20 protein-coding genes and 3 tRNA genes are annotated in these 20615 nt (G+C 35.6%); 14 read left to right on the top strand and 9 right to left on the bottom strand.

Going from position 1 to position 20615, the window contains the following annotated elements; all coding sequences use genetic code 11:
* Positions 1–62: 62 nt before the first annotated feature.
* From GXM17_RS18270 to moaA, 9 genes are all read left to right on the top strand, one after another.
* Complete coding sequence (locus GXM17_RS18270; protein WP_163400966.1) at positions 63–1235, top strand: molybdopterin molybdotransferase MoeA; 1173 nt, start codon at positions 63–65, stop codon at positions 1233–1235.
* A gap of 115 nt (positions 1236–1350) precedes the next feature.
* Positions 1351–2097, top strand: coding sequence for a sulfite exporter TauE/SafE family protein (locus GXM17_RS18265; protein ID WP_163400964.1), 747 nt, complete (start codon positions 1351–1353; stop codon positions 2095–2097).
* Positions 2098–2342: 245 nt separating this feature from the next.
* Entirely contained in the window at positions 2343–2915 is a 573-nt protein-coding gene (locus tag GXM17_RS18260; RefSeq protein ID WP_163400962.1) for a molybdenum cofactor guanylyltransferase, read from the top strand.
* 5 nt (positions 2916–2920) lie between these two features.
* Positions 2921–3709 (top strand): uroporphyrinogen-III C-methyltransferase, encoded by a 789-nt coding sequence (gene cobA / locus GXM17_RS18255; protein ID WP_163400960.1) that lies wholly within the window; start codon positions 2921–2923, stop codon positions 3707–3709.
* 3 nt (positions 3710–3712) lie between these two features.
* Positions 3713–3949 carry a MoaD/ThiS family protein gene (locus GXM17_RS18250; protein WP_163400958.1) on the top strand — a complete coding sequence of 79 codons (237 nt, stop codon included), beginning with the start codon at positions 3713–3715 and terminating at the stop codon, positions 3947–3949.
* Between the two features lie 10 nt (positions 3950–3959).
* Positions 3960–5036: a HesA/MoeB/ThiF family protein gene (moeB, locus tag GXM17_RS18245; RefSeq protein WP_163400956.1), complete on the top strand. Its 1077-nt coding sequence runs from the start codon at positions 3960–3962 to the stop codon at positions 5034–5036.
* 235 nt (positions 5037–5271) lie between these two features.
* On the top strand, positions 5272–5703 hold the full coding sequence (locus GXM17_RS18240; RefSeq protein WP_163400954.1) for a molybdenum cofactor biosynthesis protein MoaE: 432 nt from the start codon (positions 5272–5274) through the stop codon (positions 5701–5703).
* Positions 5704–6618, top strand: a complete 915-nt coding sequence (gene moaCB / locus GXM17_RS18235; protein ID WP_163400952.1) for a bifunctional molybdenum cofactor biosynthesis protein MoaC/MoaB — start codon at positions 5704–5706, stop codon at positions 6616–6618.
* Positions 6605–7612 (top strand): GTP 3',8-cyclase MoaA, encoded by a 1008-nt coding sequence (moaA, locus tag GXM17_RS18230; protein WP_163400950.1) that lies wholly within the window; start codon positions 6605–6607, stop codon positions 7610–7612. The genes moaCB and moaA overlap by 14 nt, the downstream gene beginning before the upstream one ends.
* Before the next feature lie 179 nt (positions 7613–7791).
* On the opposite strand, the gene GXM17_RS18225 is transcribed toward moaA, so the two are convergent.
* The 3 genes from GXM17_RS18225 to GXM17_RS18215 form a co-directional block, all read right to left on the bottom strand.
* The gene (locus GXM17_RS18225; RefSeq protein ID WP_163400948.1) at positions 7792–8397 is read right to left on the bottom strand and encodes a hypothetical protein; all 606 of its coding nucleotides are present in this window, start codon (positions 8395–8397) and stop codon (positions 7792–7794) included.
* A 340-nt stretch (positions 8398–8737) separates the two neighbouring features.
* A complete protein-coding gene (locus tag GXM17_RS18220) occupies positions 8738–10015 on the bottom strand; it encodes a DUF2130 domain-containing protein (RefSeq protein WP_163400946.1) in 1278 nt (425 codons plus the stop codon).
* Positions 10016–10333: 318 nt separating this feature from the next.
* Positions 10334–11215, bottom strand: a complete 882-nt coding sequence (locus GXM17_RS18215) for a LysR family transcriptional regulator (RefSeq protein WP_163400944.1) — start codon at positions 11213–11215, stop codon at positions 10334–10336.
* A 1352-nt stretch (positions 11216–12567) separates the two neighbouring features.
* On the opposite strand from GXM17_RS18215, the gene GXM17_RS18210 reads away from it, so the two are divergent.
* Positions 12568–13275, top strand: coding sequence for a class I SAM-dependent methyltransferase (locus tag GXM17_RS18210; RefSeq protein WP_163400942.1), 708 nt, complete (start codon positions 12568–12570; stop codon positions 13273–13275).
* 109 nt (positions 13276–13384) lie between these two features.
* On the opposite strand, the gene GXM17_RS18205 is transcribed toward GXM17_RS18210, so the two are convergent.
* The 3 genes from GXM17_RS18205 to GXM17_RS18195 form a co-directional block, all read right to left on the bottom strand.
* Positions 13385–13663, bottom strand: coding sequence for a putative quinol monooxygenase (locus GXM17_RS18205; protein WP_163400940.1), 279 nt, complete (start codon positions 13661–13663; stop codon positions 13385–13387).
* Positions 13660–14271: an NAD(P)H-dependent oxidoreductase gene (locus GXM17_RS18200; RefSeq protein WP_163400938.1), complete on the bottom strand. Its 612-nt coding sequence runs from the start codon at positions 14269–14271 to the stop codon at positions 13660–13662. The genes GXM17_RS18205 and GXM17_RS18200 overlap by 4 nt, the downstream gene beginning before the upstream one ends.
* A 365-nt stretch (positions 14272–14636) precedes the next feature.
* Positions 14637–15623, bottom strand: coding sequence for an aldo/keto reductase (locus GXM17_RS18195; protein ID WP_163400936.1), 987 nt, complete (start codon positions 15621–15623; stop codon positions 14637–14639).
* Positions 15624–15738: 115 nt separating this feature from the next.
* On the opposite strand from GXM17_RS18195, the gene GXM17_RS18190 reads away from it, so the two are divergent.
* Positions 15739–16584, top strand: coding sequence for an AraC family transcriptional regulator (locus tag GXM17_RS18190; protein ID WP_163400934.1), 846 nt, complete (start codon positions 15739–15741; stop codon positions 16582–16584).
* Positions 16585–16773: 189 nt separating this feature from the next.
* Here the strand turns inward: GXM17_RS18190 and GXM17_RS18185 are convergent, their stop codons facing one another.
* The 3 genes from GXM17_RS18185 to GXM17_RS18175 form a co-directional block, all read right to left on the bottom strand.
* Entirely contained in the window at positions 16774–17835 is a 1062-nt protein-coding gene (locus GXM17_RS18185) for an SMI1/KNR4 family protein (protein WP_163400932.1), read from the bottom strand.
* A 37-nt stretch (positions 17836–17872) separates the two neighbouring features.
* The gene (locus GXM17_RS18180; protein ID WP_163400930.1) at positions 17873–18634 is read right to left on the bottom strand and encodes a C40 family peptidase; all 762 of its coding nucleotides are present in this window, start codon (positions 18632–18634) and stop codon (positions 17873–17875) included.
* 65 nt (positions 18635–18699) lie between these two features.
* Positions 18700–19878 (bottom strand): acetyl-CoA C-acyltransferase, encoded by a 1179-nt coding sequence (locus GXM17_RS18175; RefSeq protein WP_163400929.1) that lies wholly within the window; start codon positions 19876–19878, stop codon positions 18700–18702.
* 238 nt (positions 19879–20116) lie between these two features.
* On the opposite strand from GXM17_RS18175, the gene GXM17_RS18170 reads away from it, so the two are divergent.
* The 3 genes from GXM17_RS18170 (at position 20117) to GXM17_RS18160 (ending at position 20390) form a co-directional block, all read left to right on the top strand.
* Positions 20117–20200 (top strand) — tRNA-Ser (locus tag GXM17_RS18170).
* Positions 20201–20213: 13 nt separating this feature from the next.
* Positions 20214–20288: transfer RNA gene (locus GXM17_RS18165), tRNA-Pro, on the top strand.
* A 28-nt stretch (positions 20289–20316) separates the two neighbouring features.
* Positions 20317–20390: transfer RNA gene (locus GXM17_RS18160), tRNA-Arg, on the top strand.
* The last annotated feature ends 225 nt before the right edge of the window (positions 20391–20615 follow it).

Here is a 20615-nt window from a genome sequence, read left to right as displayed (position 1 = left end):
ACACTAGTAAAAAATACTTATATTCGCAATAAGTATTTATACTTAGTTTTATAAGTTGTAAAATGATACAAGTAAGTGAAGCCTTAACAATCGTAGCTGGAAATAGTTCGAAAATGCCATTGCAAAAAATAGCAGTCAGAAAAGCAATGGGATATGTTTTGGCAGAAACGGTTTATTCCCCAATTGCAATGCCGCCGTTTCGTCAGTCAGCAATGGATGGTTATGCTTTTATTCACAGCAGAAAACATCAGTATGATGTGGTCAGCAGTTCACAAGCTGGAGATTATTTTAATGTTAAACTGAAAGAAAATGAAGCAGTAAGGATTTTTACCGGAGCTTTTGTTCCGGATGATGCGGATACAGTCGTGATGCAGGAGCATGTTATGGCGAATGAAAATTCGATTTTGATTGCCAAAATGCCGGAACAGTTTGCAAATGTTCGGGCAAAAGGAGAGCAAATTAATAAAAATGGAATTGTTTTTGAGGCTAATACGTTAATCACACCTGCTGCAATTGGTTTTCTGGCTTGTTTGGGAATCACAGAAATTACAGTTTACAAGAAGCCCAAAGTTGCTATTTTGGTAACCGGTAACGAATTGGTTAAACCTGGTAAAAAATTGCCAAAGGGTAAAATTTACGAAAGCAATTCGGTGATGCTGGAGGCTGCGCTTGAAACAATCGGAATAAAGAAAACGAAGGTTTTTAAGGTAAAAGACAACCTTAAAGCGACGAAGAATGCTTTAAAAAGCATTCTCACCAAATATGATGTGGTTTTAGTTTCGGGCGGAATTTCAGTTGGGGATTACGATTTTGTAAAAGAAGCATTACTGAAAAACGGTGTAGAAGAACTCTTTTATAAAATCAATCAGAAACCGGGAAAACCAATGTTTTTTGGTTCTAAAAAAGAAACTTTAGTTTTTGCTTTACCCGGAAATCCGGCTTCGTCACTGACTAATTTTTATGTGTACGTATATCCCGCTATCAGAAACCGTATGGGATTTTCTGATATTCATTTACCAAAATTAGTCCGGAAATTAAATGCGGAAATTTCTAATGATTCAGGTAAAACATTGTTCTTAAAAGCCTTGTACAATGAAACCCATGTAACGGTTTTAGACGGTCAGAGTTCAGCAATGCTCAACACTTTTGCAACAGCAAATTGTCTGCTCATTGTACCAAATGATGTCGAAAACCTTAAAAAAGAACAATTGGTGACATTATTGCCGATTGATTAGATTTAAAGAATAAAGAATAAAAAATATAGAATTGAGTTTTTAAGATGCAGTGTGTAAAAATAAACATATAGCATGAACCTGAAACAAAAAAACCTGAAACCTGAAACAAAAAAAGATGCAGTTACTTACTTCCGAAAATATGATCTTATTTAGTGTCGCATTGATTGTGATTGCGTTTTTGTACTCCAGTGTAGGACATGGCGGTGCATCGGGGTATTTGGCCTTAATGACTATTTTTGCTTTTCCGGTAGCGATTATGAAACCTTCGGCATTATTATTGAATTTATTTGTTTCAAGTATCTCGTTCTTATTCTATTACAGAATGAATTATTTCAAACCGAAACTTTTTTATCCGTTTGCGATAGCTTCTGTGCCGGCAGCTTTTATTGGCGGATTTATTACACTAGACAATACAATTTATAAAGTTATTTTGGGAATTGTTCTGGTATTTGCTGCTCTGAGGCTGTTCGGAATATTTAATTTTAAGGAAAAAGAAGCTGTTCAGATCAAATTGCCTTTTGCATTGGCAATCGGATTTGTAATTGGATTGTTGTCAGGAATGCTGGGAATCGGAGGAGGTATTATTTTGAGTCCGATTTTATTGTTCCTGGGATGGGCTTCTGTAAAAGAATCTGCGGCTATCTCAAGTCTGTTCATATTTGTGAATTCATTTGCAGGAATGCTCGGATTTCTTCTGGGAGGAAAAATTATTCCGACAGAAAGTTTCTATCTGGTTCCGATTGCAGTGATTGGCGGAATGTTAGGCGGATTTTACGGAAGTGGTTATTTTTCGAACAAAACATTAAAAATAGTGTTAGGAACCGTGATTTTGATGGCAAGCATAAAATTGATTTTTCCTTAAACAGGGGATTAAACACATAGAAACATAGGTTTTCTATATTTATAAAAGATTTAAAAAAGATTTTAAAAGATAACACATTATCTCACACATAGCTATGTGAATTAGGGCAAAGTGAAACACCTTTACCGACAAAGAAAACTATGTTTCTATGTGTTAGAAAAAAGAAAGATTGGTGAAAACCTGAAACTTTAAACCTGAAACTTTAAACCTGAAACCTGAAACAACAAACAGTAAACAGTTCAATCATGAAAACACTAACAGCATTTATTCTTTGTGGAGGAAAAAGTTCCCGGATGAAGTCTGAGAAAGGATTGGTTATGTTTCAGGGAAAACCATTTATAGAGCATATTATTCAGGCTGTTTTACCGGTTACTGAAAGTCTAGAGTTTATAACAAATACAAAGGAATACGATTATCTTCCATATAAAAAGTCGGCTGATATAATAAAAGATAAAGGTCCGTTGGGGGGAATTTATACAGCATTAGTAAATTCTGAAACCGAATTTAACCTGATCCTGAGTTGTGATATTCCGTTAATTTCTTCGGAATTATTAACCGAATTAATATCAAAACACAATCAGGAAGCTCAGATTACCATATTTGCGACAGAAAGCAGAATGCATCCTTTAATCGGAATTTATTCAAAAAAAATTATTCCGCTTATAAAAGAAGCGATTGACAATAATGAACTGAAAATGATGGATTTTTTATCAAAAGTGCCTCATCAGATCATAAAAATAGAAGAAAGTGAAAACTTTCCTTTAACCAATATTAATTCGCCAGACGAATTAAACGACCTGAATATCAATTTAAGTTAATAGTTATGAAAAGCTTAAGAACACCAAAATTAACAGTAGTAGGCGCAGGGCCTGGAGATGTAGAACTGATTACGCTAAAAGCAATAAAAGCGTTAGAAAATGCCGACGTAGTTTTGTATGATGCTCTTGTCAATGAAGAATTACTGCAATACGCAACGCAGGCAGAAATTGTTTTTGTGGGTAAGCGCCTGGGATGCCATGCTTATACACAAGACCAGATTAACGAATTGATTGTCTCAATGGCAAATCGTTACGGGCATGTAGTTCGTTTGAAAGGCGGGGATCCGTTTATTTTCGGACGTGGAAGCGAAGAAATCGAATTTGCAGAAAAATTTGGTTTAGAAACTGCTGTGGTTCCTGGAATTTCATCAGCTTTAGGTGTTCCTGCTTCTGTTGGAATCAGTTTGACACAGCGAAAAGTTGCAGAAAGTTTTTGGGTGATTACAGGTACAACTTCCAGCCATGAACTGTCCAAAGATGTACATTTGGCTTCAAAATCGGCTGCAACCGTGGTGATTTTAATGGGAATGCATAAACTAAATGAAATAGTTGACATTTATAAAGCTAATCGTACAGACGACCTTCCGATTGCCATTATCCAAAACGGAACTAAAAATTCAGAACAAAAAGTAGTGGGTAATATTAGCTCAATTACTAAATTAGTCGCCGAAAAAAACATTTCATCACCGGCAATTATTGTAATTGGTGAAGTGGTAAAAAATACGTCAAAACTGACTTCGTATTTTCAGGGACATTTTGAAGACGAATTTATATTTCAGAATTTAAATTTATAATAAATGATTGAAGTTAAATATTTTGGAGCTGTTGCCGAAAAAACACAATGCACTTTTGAAAATGTGGTTTCTTCGAATATTTCCCTGAAGGATTTATTGCAGGATTTAGAAGAAAAATACAGGTTCGAATCACTGACATTCAGTGTTGCAGTCAATCAGAAAATAGTTTCAAAAACAACAGATTACAATTTGAAAACAAGTGATATTGTTGCTTTATTGCCTCCTTTTGCCGGAGGATAATTTACAATTTATGAATGCATCCTCACGTTATAACCGACAAATAATCCTTCCCGAAATTGGAGAAACAGGTCAGTACAAATTATTAAAATCCAAAGTTTTAATTATTGGTGCAGGAGGTCTGGGCGCTGCCATATTGCCTTATCTGGCAGCTGCCGGAGTTGGTGAAATCGGAATCGTGGATGATGATGTTATCGAAGTTTCAAATTTACAGCGTCAGGTAATTTATAAAAGTTCATCTGTTGGAAAATATAAGGTTGAGGAAGCCAAAGCCATGATTTCAGAATTGAATCCCGATGTTAAAGTAAATGCCATTGCTGAAAAACTTTCCGGTAATAATGCCATTGCTTTATTCGAAAAGTATGATATTATTGTGGATGCAACAGATAATCTTCAAATAAAATACCTTATAAATGATGCTTGTCTGATCACCAATAAACCAATGGTTTACGGATCAATTTTCAGGTTTCAGGGGCAAGTTTCGGTTTTTAATTATGAAAACGGGCCAACCTACAGATGTTTGTATCCGGATGAAAACAGTTTTTCTGCAAATTGTACAGATGCAGGAGTTATTGGAATCTCGGTTGGAATTATTGGAATGCTCCAAGCCAATGAAGTTATAAAAATGATTCTGGAAACTGGAGAAGTTTTGAGCGGAAAAATATTGGTTTATAATATCCTGAATAATGAACAGCAGAAATATGATTTTGAAAAAAATAATTCTTTTGTAATGGACAGAAATACTTTTGAAGAAAAATATTCCCAAAAAGAAAATCTTGTGGAAGATATTTCAGCTGAAGCAGTTTTAGATCAAATAGATAATCAAGAAGCCTTGTTTTTAGATGTTCGTAATGAAGATGAACTTCCAAAAATAACATTCAAAAACAGCATTCAGATTCCGTTAATGAATCTGGAAAATGAAATTGAAAAACTAGATTCAAAACAAGCGATTTATGTTTTCTGCCAATCCGGAATCAGAAGTAAAATGGCTGTTGAATTGCTACTGAGAAATCAGTTTCAAAATGTGAAAAGCATTTCTGGTGGAGCTTTAGCAATGAAAGAATTATTAACGAAAGAAATAAAAATATAGTCAAAGATTATAATTCTCCGCACAATTTGTCATTCTGAGGAACGAAGAATCTACACAAGTAACTCCGTCTGGAATTTCGCCAATCTTTGTAGAGCTTCTTACGGGGATTTCTCCTTCGTCGAAATGACAATACTACGATTATTTTTTTATAGAATTAAGTAATGAAAATTTGTATAATTTGTGGCAAAAAATCCTTTTTATCTGTGAAATCAGTGGACAATAAAAAATAAAGAAAATGAGTAAAAATGTATTTGTAGAAGGACCAATTTCTCCGGCATTTATTGCGGAGTCAATTGCCAAACACCAATCCAAACATACAATTGGGGCACACAATATTTTCCTGGGGCAGGTTCGTGCTGATGTGATTCACGATAATAGGGTTGTGGCCATTGATTATTCGGCTTACACTGATATGGCAAACGAAGCCCTGCATACCATTCGTGAAAAAGCTTTTGCTAAATTCGATTTGACCTGTATGCACATTTATCACAGTTTAGGAGTTGTAAAAGCAGGCGAAATCTGTCTGTTTGTTTTCGTTTCTGCAACAAGACGCAAGCAGGTATATGAAGCCACAGAAACTATCGTAAACTGGATCAAAACAGATGTGCCAATTTTTGGCAAGGAAATGTTTGAAAACGATACATTCACCTGGAAACAAAACACCTAAATGGTAGATATTACGCATAAAATAAGCACCTTAAGAAAGGCAACAGCCACAGCAATTGTCAAAGTAAGCAAACAGGAAACAATTGATGCGGTAGTCAATAATCTGGTGCCAAAAGGGAATGTATTGGAAATGGCCAAAACAGCCGGATTGTTTGCCGTAAAAAACACGCATTTATCAATTCCGGATTGTCATCCGCTGCCAATTGAATATACTTCGGTTGAATATAAAATTGAGGATTTGACGATTCAGATCATATTCAATGTAAAAACCGTTTATAAAACCGGAGTAGAGGTAGAGGCTATGCACGGAGCTTCAATCGTAGCGCTTACAATGTACGATATGCTGAAACCAATCGATAAGGAAATCGAAATTTCTACGATCAAATTAATTAATAAAGAAGGTGGAAAATCGTCTTTCAAAAATAAATTTCCGTATGCTATAAAAGCAGCAGTTTTTGTTTGTTCCGACTCTATTTTTGCCGGTGATAAAGAAGACCGATCCGGAAAAATCATTGTAGAAAAGTTAGATTCTTACGGCGTTGAAACGACTCATTACGAGATTATTCCGGATGAATTAGAAATCATTCAGGAAAAAACGAAGGCGTTCGCGAAAGAGAATCAGCTGGTTATTTTTACAGGAGGAACAGGATTATCGCCAAGGGATGTAACACCTGAAGCACTTTCGCCAATATTAGAAAGCCGAATTCCGGGAATTGAAGAAGCGATTCGCGATTATGGACAGCAGCGTATGCCGTATGCGATGTTATCCAGAACAGTGGCAGGAACATTAGGAAAAAGCCTGGTTTTGGCTTTGCCTGGATCTACAAACGGGGCAAGAGAATCCATGGATGCCGTTTTTCCGCATGTAATGCACGTTTTTCATATTTTAAAAGGAAAAAATCATGACACCCTCTAAAACCATTTTAACGGATGATTTTGGGCGAAAACACAATTATTTGCGTATTTCGTTGCTGGAGAAATGCAATTTGCGTTGTACGTATTGCATGCCTGCTGACGGAATTGCATTGTCTCCAAAAGCCAGTTTAATGACAGCTGAAGAGATTTTTGCCATTGCTCAAACTTTCGTAGAAAATGGTGTGGATAAAATCAGACTGACAGGTGGAGAACCTTTGTTGAGAAAGGATTTTCCTGAAATTGTTTCAAAATTATCGGCTTTACAAGTTTCACTTTCGATTACGACCAATGGTATTTTAATTGACCGCCATATTGAAGTTTTAAAAAAGTCCGGAATCAAAAAAATCAATTTGAGTTTAGATACGCTTGTTGCATCAAAATTTCATTCGATAACGCTGCGAAATCAGTTTGAAAAAGTGATTGATAATCTGCATTTGCTACTGAATCATGATTTTCAGGTGAAAGTAAATATTGTCTTAATGAAGGGGTTTAATGATAACGAAATTGTCGATTTTATCAATTTAACGGAATCATTACCCATTTCCGTACGTTTTATTGAATTCATGCCTTTTGCCGGAAACGAGTGGGACAGGAGCAAAATGGTATCGCAAAATGAAATTTTATCTCAGGCTGAAAACTGTTTTACTTTGGATCAAATCCAAAAGCTTGAAGATGAGAAAAACTTTACTGCCAGAACTTATAAAATCAAAGGTTTTCAGGGCGATTTCGGAATCATAAGTTCGATTACAAATCCGTTTTGTGACAGCTGTAACCGAATCCGCCTTACTGCAAACGGAAAAATAAAAAACTGTCTTTTCTCTAATTCAGAAACTGATTTGCTGACTGCCTTCAGAAACGGTGAATCGATAACGGAATTGATTTCTACTTCTGTAAAAAACAAGAAAAAAGTCAGAGCCGGAATGGTAACCATTTCTGAAATGGACGATCCTGTCAAACATTTTGACAATCGAAGTATGATTGCGATTGGGGGGTGACATTTCATTTAAAATATGTGGTTAATCTTGCGTAGAGGAATCTGTACGCTAGAACTCCTTATCGTTAAGCCATACTTTGTCGATCCTCTTTGCTAAGATTCTTCGTTCCTCAGAATGACAAACAGAATCTAAAGAAATAAAAAAGGTTTAACCTTTTCAAGTCAAACCTTTCTTCAAAATTATTTTTTCTTTTTTGCTTTAGCCTTTCTCTGAGACTTTGCTTTCTTTTTGGCTATTTTTTTAGCTTTAGCTTTCTCTTTTGCTTTTTTTGCTTTTTCTTTTTTCTTCGCCTTCGCTTTTAGTTTTGCTTTTTTGGCTTTCTCTTTCTTCTTGTCTTTTTTAGCTTTTTCTTTTTTCTTAGCTAATTTCTTTTTCTCCTTTTCTTTTTCTTTGTCTTTCACTTTTTTGGCTTTTTTAGCGGCTTTGTCCTTTTCAGTTTTCTCAGCTTTAACCGTTTCGTTAGTATTCTCTTCTTTCAATTCAGTAACAGGTGTTTCAGTAACTATAGTTTTATTCTCTGTTTTTGTAGCAGGTGCTGATACTTTCTTAGCAGGTGCTCTTCTAACAGTTGGTTTAGCTGCTGTGGTAGTTTTTACAGCAGGTTTAACTGGACTTGTGGTTGCTGCAGGCTTAGCTGTTGCAGTTTTGACAGGTGTAGTTTTACGGGCAGGTGCTTTTTTAACAGGTGTATTTTCAGCTTTTTCAGGCTCTGCAACAGGTTGTACGGCTTCAGTTGCTGGAGAATCAATTTTCTCAGGATTTGTTTCTTCGTTCTTGTTTTCCATATTATAGATGCATTTAGATGATGATTATCTCTGTAGTGTAACTAAATTGTTAACTCGCAGTTAAGTAAAGATAATTATAAAACAAGTTTTCTAATGTTAAGTTTTTACTTAAAAAATATAAATAAGTAATTGAAAACGAGTTGTTTGGTTTTTTGACTATGAATAAAAACCAAAGTTTCTTAACAATTCTACATGGAAAATGAGGTAAATTACTGTATAAATAATATTTCAAAGAGTTGAAAATAAGTATACCCCTCTATAAAAATATTATCCCTTTTCGGGCTGAATCGCCAAAAAAGGGATAATGTATGGATGAATTAAAATAATATTTTACAAAAAACTATTCCAATTCCTTAGGATCATCACTATTGTCTTCAATAAAATCCAGTTCCAGAGCCCTAACGGTTTGAACCGCATTTCCGGCAATACCCCGAATTGAACCGTACATGCCTAAAGTATTGTGGACTACTTTTTCGATTTGTTTTTCGCGTTGTTTCCAGATTCGCTGCATGGCTCTTTTTTCAGCGTCCAGGTCGCTTTGCATTTGGGTAAAGCCTTCTACAATTCCTTCTACTTGTAAACGAAATTCATTGCTGGTTAAGAAATCATATAACATTGACATTTTATCGCCTTTGTTTTCCTGCGCCTGAACCGCCTGACTCACCTGAATTATTGATTGACGCAAAACGGCACTCAGGCCTTTAAACTCGTCATAGGTGCAAATCCATATTCCGTCTCGCATGCCCATTCGTTCCATTCCTGCCGGCATCACTTCGGTAACTAAAACACCGATATTCGCTCTTTTGGTTCTGATATCGTTTTTGAATTTCTCAATCCAGGATGGCTGAAACGCTTTGGTACGTTTGCTTTCATAATAAATAGACCCGCAGTTTTGATGTTCACGGGTATTTACAATCTGCAGACAGTCGGCGCCATTTGCCCCTTTTTTAACTTCGTCTATGCTGTCAAGAGGAAAATTATTGGCAAGCCATTCTTCGATTGCCAGTTCCATTACTTCGCCTTGTAATTGCATGGATCCTTGTTCCTGCTTGCGTTTCATTTCTTCAGTCAGCTTTTTTTGTTCTTCCAGCTGTTTCTGAAGTTCTTTGAATTTTAGTTCGTTTTTATCATCTTCCTGCTTTCTGATTTTTTCGCGTTCCAATGCCAGTTGAGCATTCAATTGCTTTTCGGCTTCGGCCTGGATGGCATCTTTCATTTCCAGTTTTTCACGCTGTAATTTGGCAATTTCGCCTTCCATTTTATTTAATTCCCTGATTTTTTCAGACTTTTCAGAGAGTTCTTTTTCCATCAATAACAACCGGTCTCTGTTTTCTTCTTCGAGTTTGGTTTTTAGTTTTTCCCCAATTTCTTTTTCTGCGTTTTTCTTTTCACGTTCCAGACGCTCTGCAAAAAGTTCGTTTTCCTGTTTTTTCTTCGCTTCAAATTCGGCTTTTGCCTTTTCGAATTGTTCGTTTTTAAGCTCTAATTCACGGTTTTGAATGTTGGCTTTTTGTTGAAATTCTTTACGGATGGTATCTTCCAGCTGGTGTTTTAAAACATCATTGACATCGATAGGAGTTCCGCAGTTTGGGCACTGAATTGAAGATTGCTCAGCCATTTTATATTGAAATTTTTATTGTAGAATTTGAATTTGCTAAGGTATTTAAAAGTTCTCTTTTTATGATGTGGATTACTGTACTAATTTGTAACGAATTTTTTTTATGGTCATAATAGATTTTGAATATGTTTCTCACAAAGTCACAGAGTCGGAAAGTTTTTATTTCACGCAGATTTTATAAGATTTAAGCAGATTCTGCAGATGATTAAAAAAAAAATCTTCTCAAATCTGCTGAATCTGCGTGAAACATATTCTTTTTTGTATTTGATAAATAAAACTTTGCGACTCTGTGACTTTGCGAGATTAAAAAAAAGCATCTTAGCGCTTTTGTGACAACAAAAAGGCAACAGCTGATTGTGTGATTTCAGAATGATCGTCTTTTGAAGTGATTAATGATACATTCGTATATAAATTAACCTTTTTCAGTTCAATAAAACCAATTTCTGAGTCGGAATTGTTTTTTGCAATATTCGAAGGCACAATCGAAATCCCCAATCCGTTTTTGACCAGTTGTACAATTGAATTAATATTATTTGCTTCATGGATAATTTTCGGCGAAAAGCCATAAAAGGCACACAATTCAAGTAAAACTTCATGATAATGCGGCGCGTAATCTTTATTGAAGAAAACAAACGTTTCATCTTTAAGTTTTAAAATATCAATTTCTGATTTTATCTGAGTGGATTTCTTATTGTAAACCAATGAAAAGCCGTCTTTAAACCATAAATACGATTTTATTTTGGGTGAATGAATGGGCGATCTGATGATTCCCATTTCGATTTTTCCCTGTTCCAAAGCATCAATTTGTTTGGTGGTGGAAACTTCAAAAAGTTTGAAATTTACATACGGGAATTGTGCTTTGAGATGTTTGATTAAATCGGATATTACTGCGGAATAAATCGAACTGATATAAGCGATTCTGAATTCACCCGAAACATTCTCTGCAATCTTTTTTGTTTTCACAGAAATGCGTTCCAGATTTTTAAAAAGTGCTGTCACTTCTTCTTTAAAATATTTTCCGGCTTCGGTGAGTTCTACCTTTTTATTGTTCCGAATAAAAAGCTTTGAATGAAGTTCTTCTTCTAATTCAGCTATTTGTCGGCTTAATGGAGGCTGGGAAATAAAGAGTTTTTCTGAAGCTTTGGTGAAGTTCAGTTCTTCTGCTACAGCCAGAAAATATTTTAAGTGACGTAATTCCATGATACTTTTAAAGTATTGTTAAATGATAAAAATAGTATTTTTAAAGTATATGACAATAAGGTAGTTTTGAAAAAATAAAAATATTTCTCTCGCAGATTTGGCAGATCAAGCAGATTATTATGTTTATAATCAATTTAATCATAATAATTTCCTGATCATATAATAGCAAAAAGATCGGCTCAATCTGCTTGATCTGCGAGAGATTAAAAAAAAAGAAAATAAGTTTCCCGCAGATTTTTCAGATACAGCAGATTATTAATTTAAGATTAATCATTTTAATCATAATAATTTCCCGATCATATAATAGCCAAAAGATCCGCTCAATCTGCTCAATCTGCGGGAGATTAAAGAAAAAGAAAAATAAGTTTCTCGCAGATTTGGCATATCAGGCAGATTATTATGTTTATAATCATTTTAATCATAATAATTTCCCGATCATATAATAGCAAAAAGATCTACTGAATCTGCCCAATCTGTGGGAGATTAAAGAAAAAGAAAAATAAGTTTCCCGCAGATTTTTCAGATACAGCAGATTATTAATTTAAGATGAATCATTTTAATCATAATAATTTCCCGATCATATAATAGCCAAAAGATCCGCTCAATCTGCTTGATCTGCGAGAGATTAAAGAAAAAGAAAAATAAGTTTCCCGCAGATTTTTCAGATACAGCAGATTATTAATTTAAGATGAATCATTTTAATCATAATAATTTCCCGATCATATAATAGCCAAAAGATCCGCTCAATCTGCTCAATCTGCGGGAGATTAAAGAAAAAGAAAAATAAGTTTCTCGCAGATTTGGCATATCAGGCAGATTATTATGTTTATAATCATTTTAATCATAATAATTTCCCGATCATATAATAGCAAAAAGATCCACTGAATCTGCCCAATCTGTGGGAGATTAAAGAAAAAGAAAAATAAGTTTCCCGCAGATTTGGCAGATCAGGCAGATTATTATGTTTATAATCAATTTAATCATAATGATTCCTGATCATATAATAGCAAAAAATATCCGCTCAATCTGCTTGATATTCGGGAGATTAAAGAAAAATAAAAATATTTCTCTCGCAGATTTTGCAGATACAGCAGATTATTAATTTAAGATGAATCATTTTAATCATAATAATACCCGATCATATAATAGCAAAAAGATCCGCTCAATCTGCTTGATCTGCGAGAGATTAAAGAAAAAGAAAAATAAGTTTCCCGCAGATTTTTCAGATACAGCAGATTATTAATTTAAGATGAATCATTTTAATCATAATAATTTCCCGATCATATAATAGCAAAAAATATCCGCTCAATCTGCTTGATCTGCGAGAGATTAAAAACCAAAAAACAAAGACCATGAAAAAATCAACTATTGCAGAAATCAAAGAAAGATTTGACAATGATGTCGAACGATTTTCAAATTTAGAAACGGGACAAGTAGCAACAATTGACGCTACTATTTCTTTAGAATTAATAACCGAAGCTTCAAAACGTATTGTTCCTGATGCGACAACCGTTTTGGATGTAGGATGCGGAGCCGGAAATTATACATTAATGATGTTGTCTAAGTTGCCAAATTTAAACTGCACTTTGGTCGATTTGAGTTTGCCAATGTTGGATCGTGCTTTTGAAAGGGTTTCGGCAGCAACAAACGGAAAAGTCGAAATCAAGCAAGGCGATATTCGGGAAGCAGATTTAGAGGAAAACAGTTTCGATATTATTTTGGCAGGTGCTGTTTTGCATCATTTACGTGATGATAACGATTGGGAAACGACTTTTGCTAAATTGTTCAAATTATTGAAACCCGGAGGCTGTTTGATGATTTCTGATTTAATTACACAAGATACGGAGTTGTTAAATCAATATACCTGGCAGCGCTATGGCGAATATTTGGAAGGAATAGGAGGGGGAGAGTATCGCCGGAAAGTTTTAAATTATATCGAAATTGAAGATTCTCCAAGATCTATGAATTATCAATTGGATTTGATGAAAAAAGTGGGTTTTTCAAAAGTCGAAATTTTACATAAAAATATGTGTTTCGGGGCTTTTGGAGGGATAAAGTAAGGTTTTATTTGTCCTGCAAGGTTTCAAAAACCTTGTAGGACTTTGTTTGTGGAAATTTTATATAAAATACCTACAAGGTTTTGAAAACCTTGCAGGAATGTTGGAATATTTATAAAATCTGAGCAGTTTTGTAAACCTGTACAGGAGCAGATAATAATGTTTCGGATTTTGAAATAAAATCAACCAAATAAGACTGGTTGTTGTGTATATCAAGTCCGGTTTGATCTTTCCATTCTTCCCAAATAATGAAAACATTATCTGTTGTGTGAAGATCGTAACGGATGCATGCTTGTTCTTTCCTGGTTTCAGTAACCAGATGTGTAATCATATTTTGAACTTCGATCAGGTTTTCGTGTTTGCTTTTTATGATGGCTGTAATTGAGATCATAATTGAATTTTTTTAAAAGTTGCTTCTAAATGTTGGGTATAATCCTGTTTAAAGATAACGATATTTTCCGGTGTAGCTCCTTTTTCTACATCATGAAAATGGAAGCCGTTTATACGTTCCATTCCGGTGAATTGGTTCATTTTGTGGAAGCCAAACATTACACCGTCATCAACAGAAGTTTCTTCAAAAAATTCTCCCGGAAGTGTAAAAGCTGTTTTTGGCGCGTTCCAGCTTGTGGTAAGCATGTATTTTCTCCCATGTAAAAGTCCGCCGGTTCCGTAATTGATATCGGGATTTACGCGGCTTCTTCCGTCGCTTTTGTAGATTCCGTTGTTGTGTCCGTGCGTGAAAACATCGTCAATGTATTTTTTGAAAATATTTGGCAGCTGAAACCACCAAACCGGTGTGTGATAGATAATTAAATCTGCCCAGACGAATTTTTCTACTTCTTCCTGAAGATCAATTTCGTTTTCGATATGGGTTGTTTTTATTTCGTATGCACTGTTTTTTGAAAGAAATTCGACTGTCCAGTCCTGAACGGTTTGATTGAATTGTCCTCCTGAATGAGCGAATTTTTGTCCGCCATTGATTATAAATATCTTTTTCATTTTAATTGTTCTTATGTAAGCGGATGTGTGAGGGATAGAAGTGGAAATCCTTTTGTGCCGGGGTTCGGCATAAAAGATTGCAACGGATAGCCCGACCCGGAGGGACACACCCAAATTATTTTGATTGTTGTGAATTTGTTTTAACACATAGAAACATAGGTTTTTTTTGTTTGCAAAGTTTGTCATTCCTAGGGACGAGGAATCTTCGTAAGTGTTTCTGTCTAGAATGTTGCCAATCTTTGTAGAGTTACTCGCGAAGATTCCTCCTTCGTCGGAATGATAATATTGAGAATGTACTGTTTATCTTACAAAGTGAAAAACACCTTGAGATAATACAAAACTATGTTTCTATGTATTTAAAAAAACTATTTTATTTTAGAAATTGCCTGATTGATAAATTCCAATTCAGAAGGGGATAGATCGAAATCCATTGTTTTGGCATTTGAAATAGCCTGTTCTGCGTTTCTGGCTCCGGCTAGAACTATTGCAATCCCTTTTTGTAAAGTAGTCCAGCGTAAAACCAATTGTGAAATTGAAACATGTTTTGAATGTGCTAAAGCACTCAATTCTTCGATTAAGGTTTTTACCTGCTGTAAATCGAATTTTCCGAAATAGCCATTTCTGTGGTCGTTTTCTTTTAATTTGCTGTCTAAGAAGTATTTTCCGGTCAATAAACCTCTTTCCATTGGACTGTAAGCAATGATTCCGATGTTTTCTGCCACGGTGAAAGGAATTAATTCCTCTTCAATCTTACGGTTTAGCATGCTATAGGCAACCTGATCAGAAACTACCTGAACTGTTTTTTGTGCTTCCTGAATTTGTGAAACATTGTAATTACTTACTCCGAAAGCCCTGATTTTTCCTTGTTGGATTAGTGTTTCAACAGCTTCCATGGTTTCAGAAATTGGTGTTGTAATATCGGGCCAGTGAATTTGGAGTAAATCGATATAATCGGTTTGAAGGCGTTTTAAGCTTTCTTCGATTTCTTTGATTACGTTTTGTTTGGATGAATATTTGTAAATCGGCACTTTTTTTCCGTTGTCATCGGCATCGAAAAAGTAATCGCCTTTTCCGTTGTTGCTTCCGTCCCAAACCAAACCGAATTTAGTCAATAACTGAATTTTTGAGCGATCGTGATTTTTGATAGCTTCTCCGATCATTTCTTCGCTTAAACCAAATCCGTAAAAAGGAGCAGTATCGATTGTTGTAACACCGTGATCGATTGAAGCGTGAATGGAGTCGATTGAATCTTTTTTATCTGTTCCTGCCCACATGGTTCCGCCAATTGCAAAAGCACCGTAAGTAATAGCTGATAATTCAAGTTCTGAGCTGCCTAATTTTCTATATTCCATGATTGTGATTTTTTTGTTTTAAATTGATTAAGCAAAATTATACTGTTTTTACGATTGTTGTTTGGTATATTTTTGTCTTTTTTAGGTATATTTGCATCTTCAAATAAATTGAATTATGAAAAAAGAAAATCTATATGAGCCTTTTACGGTTTCTTTTGAAACGCTGAGTGAATATCCGGATGTGGGAGATCGTCATAATTTTTTTGAACTGGTTTATATTTTGGAGGGAACAGGTTCGCAGTGTATCAACAAAAACATTTTTAGGTATGATCCGGGCCATTTGTTTTTATTGACGCCTGAAGACTGTCATAATTTCACGATTGAAACCGAAACGAAATTTTTCTTTTTGAGATTCAATGATATTTATTTGAAGAATTCAAGTCTGCAAAACGAAAGTATTCAGCGATTGGAATATATTCTTCAAAATGCGAATCATCAGCCGGGCTGTATTTTGAAAAATGATCCGGATAAATGTCTGGTAAAAGTGATGATTGAAGCGATTTGCAGGGAAAAGAAAGATAAAGATATTTACAATCAGGAACTGATTCAGCAATTGGTCAATACACTGATTATTATTGTGGCGAGAAATATTGCAAAATACCTTCCGGAGCAGGTTAATATTGATACTGAGGCTAAAGCGATGGATATTCTGCAATATATTCAGAACAATATTTATTATCCCGAAAAGATTAAAGCGGAGTCAATTAGCGATTATTTCGGAATTTCGAATACGTATTTAGGTCGTTATTTTAAAAAGCATGCCAGTGAAACGATGCAGCAATACATTAGTAATTACAAAACCAAACTGATTGAACATCGATTGCAGTTCAGCGATAAGCGTATCAATGAGATTGCTTATGAATTTGGTTTTACGGATGAAAGCCATTTCAATAAATTCTTTAGAAAACAGAAAGGGTATAGTCCTTCTGAATTTAGGAAGACGATTCGGTTGAGTGCCTAAGTTGTTTTTTGCCACAGATTAATGTGATTGAAAGGATTTTGGTTTGAGGCTATTAAATTTTCTCGCAGATTTAGCGGATTTAATTTAAAAAAGAATCTGTTTAAATCTGCCGAATCTGCGAGAGAAAAAGGAATAAAAATCCGTATAAATCAGCGTTTTCGCAAAGTGAATCTGTTTTGTCCGCGTGCTTTAATTTTCCTTTCCAACAATAAAATTAAAATGTTCGGTGTTGCCGGTTTTGAGATTATTGATTTCGTTTTGAATTAATTCTTCCAGAGAATCTGCAACGATATCTCTAGACCACGATTCGTTTTGAAGTTCTATGATTTGGCCAAATTTTCCTTTTGAAGCAGGATCTGTATCATAGAGTAAATAATCGCCGTTTCTTCCCGTTGCAAATGGAATCCATTTTGGATTGGCGTAGTTGTTGGTCTGAATTTTATCGAAATCTATTTTCTCTTGTTCCGGAAGATCGTCTTCATCAAATTGTAAATCTTGTATAGATTCCCATTCTTGTTTAATATCCTGAAATGGAATAAGATCGTAACTGAAATTATTTACGCCAAACTGAAAACCAGAAGTTACAGGGTCATAATCTACGTTTTGAACTTTATAGAAATTTAATAGAGCAGGAGGTATGGTTATATCGTCTTCAAGAACTGTATGTTTTTTTATGTCTTCGGAAGTGATTCCATCTGTAAGATTGTAGTAATCATTGTCTGTTGAAACAATTTTGTTGATTTCTGAAATCCATTCCTGCCATAAAGCTTCGAATGCTTTGAATTTGGGATCAACAGGTGCTGTGGCTTTTTTTGATTTTTCTTTCTCTTCGTATGATGAAATATCAAGGGCCGTAATTTTACCATCTTCTTTGTCAAACCAAACACTGATTCCGTTAAGAATGAAAGCACCGCTTCTGTCTCCTTTAAAAAGTTTTACGGGTTTATTTTTACCGGATTTGTATAGTTCGAATAATTCCTGATCATCAAAGATAAACTCTCCTTTAAAAACACTTTTTGGGCAATAATCATATTTCATAAGTTCGAGTTCAACTGCGAGACTTTCCGCTTTATTTCCTTCTTTAGAAAAAGCGATAATGCCCAGATTGTCCCAGGTATAAGTATGATTGTATTGCTTTTTGGTGTATCGGTAATTTCCTAAGGCTTGCTGCAAAATTGTGATGTCAATTGGGAATTCGATGGTTATTCCATTAATTTGAAAGCCTGATTTCGATAATTCAATTTTAGTCATTTTGCTTTTTTAGGGGTTACAACGCAAGTATGGATATTTAAATGATCTTCTTAATTACTCTGAGGTTGTGGGTATGTTTGTTTAATTCGGGATTGTAAATTCCGAGGTGGTCTAAGCGGTCAATGCGCACTTTTCCACTTGCGTGAATGATATAATTGTTGTCCATTATGATTCCGACATGAATGATGTTGCCTTCTTCATTGTCAAAAAACGCCAAATCGCCAGGTTCGCTTTCTTCTATAAAACTTAAAGGATCACCTTCAAGAGCCTGCTGAGAGGCATCACGGTGAATTTTATAACCGTTTAATTTGTAAACCATTTGGGTAAATCCCGAACAATCAATACCAAAAGGTGTTTTTCCGCCCCAGAGATAGGGAGCGTTCAAATACATAAAAGCAGTATTTATGATAGCACTTTTAGGTTTTATGCCGCTCGTTTTGGTTCCTTCGAAATCAAAATTTGAGGTATTGATTTCGCTGTTGTTTAAAAACGATAATGAGGCTCCAAGCGGAATAGGAAGCAATAAATTATCCGGTGCTGTGATATAATCAATTAAATCAGCATTTAAGATAATGGCTTCTTTGCTTAGCTGATTAAATTGCTCTTTAGTGATTTCCTGATATTGTTTAGAATCTACCCAGCCTTCATAATCATCAAAGTGAATCCTGATTCGCGCCCATTGGTTTTTACGTTCTAAAATTTCGATATGTTCTCCAAATAAAAGTTGTGTAACGATTTCACTTCTGTCGCTGGCTTCAGATCGAACGGGTACTATGGCTAAATTGCAAATTCCGAACATTAAAGGAAATTTTATAAGTTAATATCAGGAGTTATTTGTTATGTAACTCCTGATGTGAATATTATTTATGCTCTTTCGATAATAATTGCAGATGCACCTCCTCCGCCATTGCAAATTGCTGCAGCTCCGGTTTTGGCATCGTTTTGTGCTAAAACATTTAGTAATGTAACGATGATGCGTGCTCCTGAAGCGCCAAGAGGATGTCCTAAAGAAACCGCTCCGCCGTTAACATTTACTTTATTATTATCGAGATTTAAGATTTTTGCATTGGCTAAGCCAACAACAGAAAATGCTTCGTTGAATTCGAAATAATCTACATCTGAGATTGAAATTCCGGCTTTGTCCAATGCTTTAGGTAATGCTTTTGCAGGACTCGTAGTAAACCATTTTGGCTCCTGTGCAGCATCAGCATAGCCTTTTATGTAAGCCAGAGGTTTTAGGCCTAATGCATTAGCTTTTTCTTCAGACATTAAAATTAAAGCTGCAGCCCCGTCATTGATTGTGGATGCATTTGCGGCAGTTACCGTTCCGTCTTTTGTGAAAACGGCACTTAGCGAAGGTATTTTATCTAATTTCACATTAGTATATTCTTCGTCTTTTGAAAATATGATAGGTTCACCACGCCTTTGCGGAACTTCAACCGGAACCACTTCATTGTCAAATTTTCCGGCATCCCAGGCTTTTGCACTTCTTTCGTAGGACTGGATAGCAAATGCATCCTGTTCTTCACGGCTGATGTTGTATTCAGTAGCACATAAGTCAGCGCAAACTCCCATTGCGTTGTTATCGTAAGCATCTGTGAGACCATCTTTCTGCATTCCATCGAGCAGTGTAGCAGGACCAAATTTATTTCCGGCACGCATTTGTACGTAATGCGGAATCAGACTCATGCTTTCCATTCCACCGGCAACAACAATTTCAGCATCTCCACAGGCGATTGCCTGAGCTGCAAACATGACAGCTTTCATTCCGGAGGCGCATACTTTGTTTACAGTTGTACAGGAAACATTTTCAGGCAAACCGGCAAAAAGTGCGGCCTGGCGGGCAGGAGCCTGACCAACTCCGGCCTGAATTACATTACCCATGAAAACTTCATCGACAAGTTTGGGGTCTAGATTGATCTTCTGAAGAGCTCCTTTTATAGCAGCAGCTCCTAATTTTGGTGCGGGTACGGTAGATAAACCTCCCATGAAACTTCCGATAGGTGTTCTAACGGCAGAAACGATAACAACTCTTTTGTTCATGTTCTGTATAATTTGTTATTAAAGCAAATTTACTGTTTATTTGAACAAATTCAAATTTTGTATGGAATAGGACAGATTTTAAAATTAGATCATTTTTTTGTTAATTCTATTCATTTGATTGTGAAGTGTTTTAAAAAAAAGATTGAAAAAAGATTGAAAAAAGAGCAAAAATAGTTGTGAGATATCGAATGTTGTCTTACATTTGCAACCGCAAAAAGGGAATCAATTCCTTGAGCATGGAGAGGTGCCAGAGCGGTAATGGAGCAGATTGCTAATCTGTCGACGGGTAACCGTCGCCAGGGTTCGAGTCCCTGTCTCTCCGCTTAATTTTGCCTCGGGGTGTAGCGTAGCCCGGTTATCGCGCCTGCTTTGGGAGCAGGAGGCCGCAGGTTCGAATCCTGCCACCCCGACAAACTTTGCCATAAGTTTAAAACAAATGGTTCCATAGCTCAGCTGGATAGAGCAACGCACTTCTAATGCGTAGGTCGAAGGTTCGAATCCTTCTGGGATCACATCAAAAGCTACTCAATTTGAGTGGCTTTTTTGTTTTTCTGCCCACTCTTCTGGGATCAACGGGGATCAACACGAAAACGGATCAACACGAAAACCTGTGGGATTAAAAAATTAAGCATAAATATTAGTTAGCCTAAAAAGGAAGAATTCGGATCAGGTGCAAAAGTTGGGGATTAAGCAAAAAGATTAGATAATCTGAATAAGAAGAAGTCTATATTCCTTAC

The sequence above is a fragment of the Flavobacterium fluviatile genome, assembly GCF_010645065.1.
Classification (GTDB): Bacteria; Bacteroidota; Bacteroidia; order Flavobacteriales; family Flavobacteriaceae; genus Flavobacterium; species Flavobacterium fluviatile.
The sequence above is the reverse complement of the archived record's forward strand: the minus strand, read 5'-3'. Positions and strand labels throughout refer to the sequence as shown.

Coding starts and splice junctions, on each gene's coding strand:
- GXM17_RS18210 (WP_163400942.1), top strand. CDS start 12,568: ATGAAAAAATCAACTATTGCAGAAATCAAAGAAAGATTTGACAATGAT.
- GXM17_RS18180 (WP_163400930.1), bottom strand. CDS start 18,634: ATGTTCGGAATTTGCAATTTAGCCATAGTACCCGTTCGATCTGAAGCC.
- GXM17_RS18220 (WP_163400946.1), bottom strand. CDS start 10,015: ATGGCTGAGCAATCTTCAATTCAGTGCCCAAACTGCGGAACTCCTATC.
- GXM17_RS18185 (WP_163400932.1), bottom strand. CDS start 17,835: ATGACTAAAATTGAATTATCGAAATCAGGCTTTCAAATTAATGGAATA.
- GXM17_RS18175 (WP_163400929.1), bottom strand. CDS start 19,878: ATGAACAAAAGAGTTGTTATCGTTTCTGCCGTTAGAACACCTATCGGA.
- moeB (WP_163400956.1), top strand. CDS start 3,960: ATGAATGCATCCTCACGTTATAACCGACAAATAATCCTTCCCGAAATT.
- GXM17_RS18215 (WP_163400944.1), bottom strand. CDS start 11,215: ATGGAATTACGTCACTTAAAATATTTTCTGGCTGTAGCAGAAGAACTG.
- GXM17_RS18225 (WP_163400948.1), bottom strand. CDS start 8,397: ATGGAAAACAAGAACGAAGAAACAAATCCTGAGAAAATTGATTCTCCA.
- GXM17_RS18240 (WP_163400954.1), top strand. CDS start 5,272: ATGAGTAAAAATGTATTTGTAGAAGGACCAATTTCTCCGGCATTTATT.
- GXM17_RS18265 (WP_163400964.1), top strand. CDS start 1,351: ATGCAGTTACTTACTTCCGAAAATATGATCTTATTTAGTGTCGCATTG.
- GXM17_RS18250 (WP_163400958.1), top strand. CDS start 3,713: ATGATTGAAGTTAAATATTTTGGAGCTGTTGCCGAAAAAACACAATGC.
- moaCB (WP_163400952.1), top strand. CDS start 5,704: ATGGTAGATATTACGCATAAAATAAGCACCTTAAGAAAGGCAACAGCC.
- GXM17_RS18195 (WP_163400936.1), bottom strand. CDS start 15,623: ATGGAATATAGAAAATTAGGCAGCTCAGAACTTGAATTATCAGCTATT.
- GXM17_RS18190 (WP_163400934.1), top strand. CDS start 15,739: ATGAAAAAAGAAAATCTATATGAGCCTTTTACGGTTTCTTTTGAAACG.
- GXM17_RS18270 (WP_163400966.1), top strand. CDS start 63: ATGATACAAGTAAGTGAAGCCTTAACAATCGTAGCTGGAAATAGTTCG.
- moaA (WP_163400950.1), top strand. CDS start 6,605: ATGACACCCTCTAAAACCATTTTAACGGATGATTTTGGGCGAAAACAC.
- GXM17_RS18200 (WP_163400938.1), bottom strand. CDS start 14,271: ATGAAAAAGATATTTATAATCAATGGCGGACAAAAATTCGCTCATTCA.
- GXM17_RS18260 (WP_163400962.1), top strand. CDS start 2,343: ATGAAAACACTAACAGCATTTATTCTTTGTGGAGGAAAAAGTTCCCGG.
- cobA (WP_163400960.1), top strand. CDS start 2,921: ATGAAAAGCTTAAGAACACCAAAATTAACAGTAGTAGGCGCAGGGCCT.
- GXM17_RS18205 (WP_163400940.1), bottom strand. CDS start 13,663: ATGATCTCAATTACAGCCATCATAAAAAGCAAACACGAAAACCTGATC.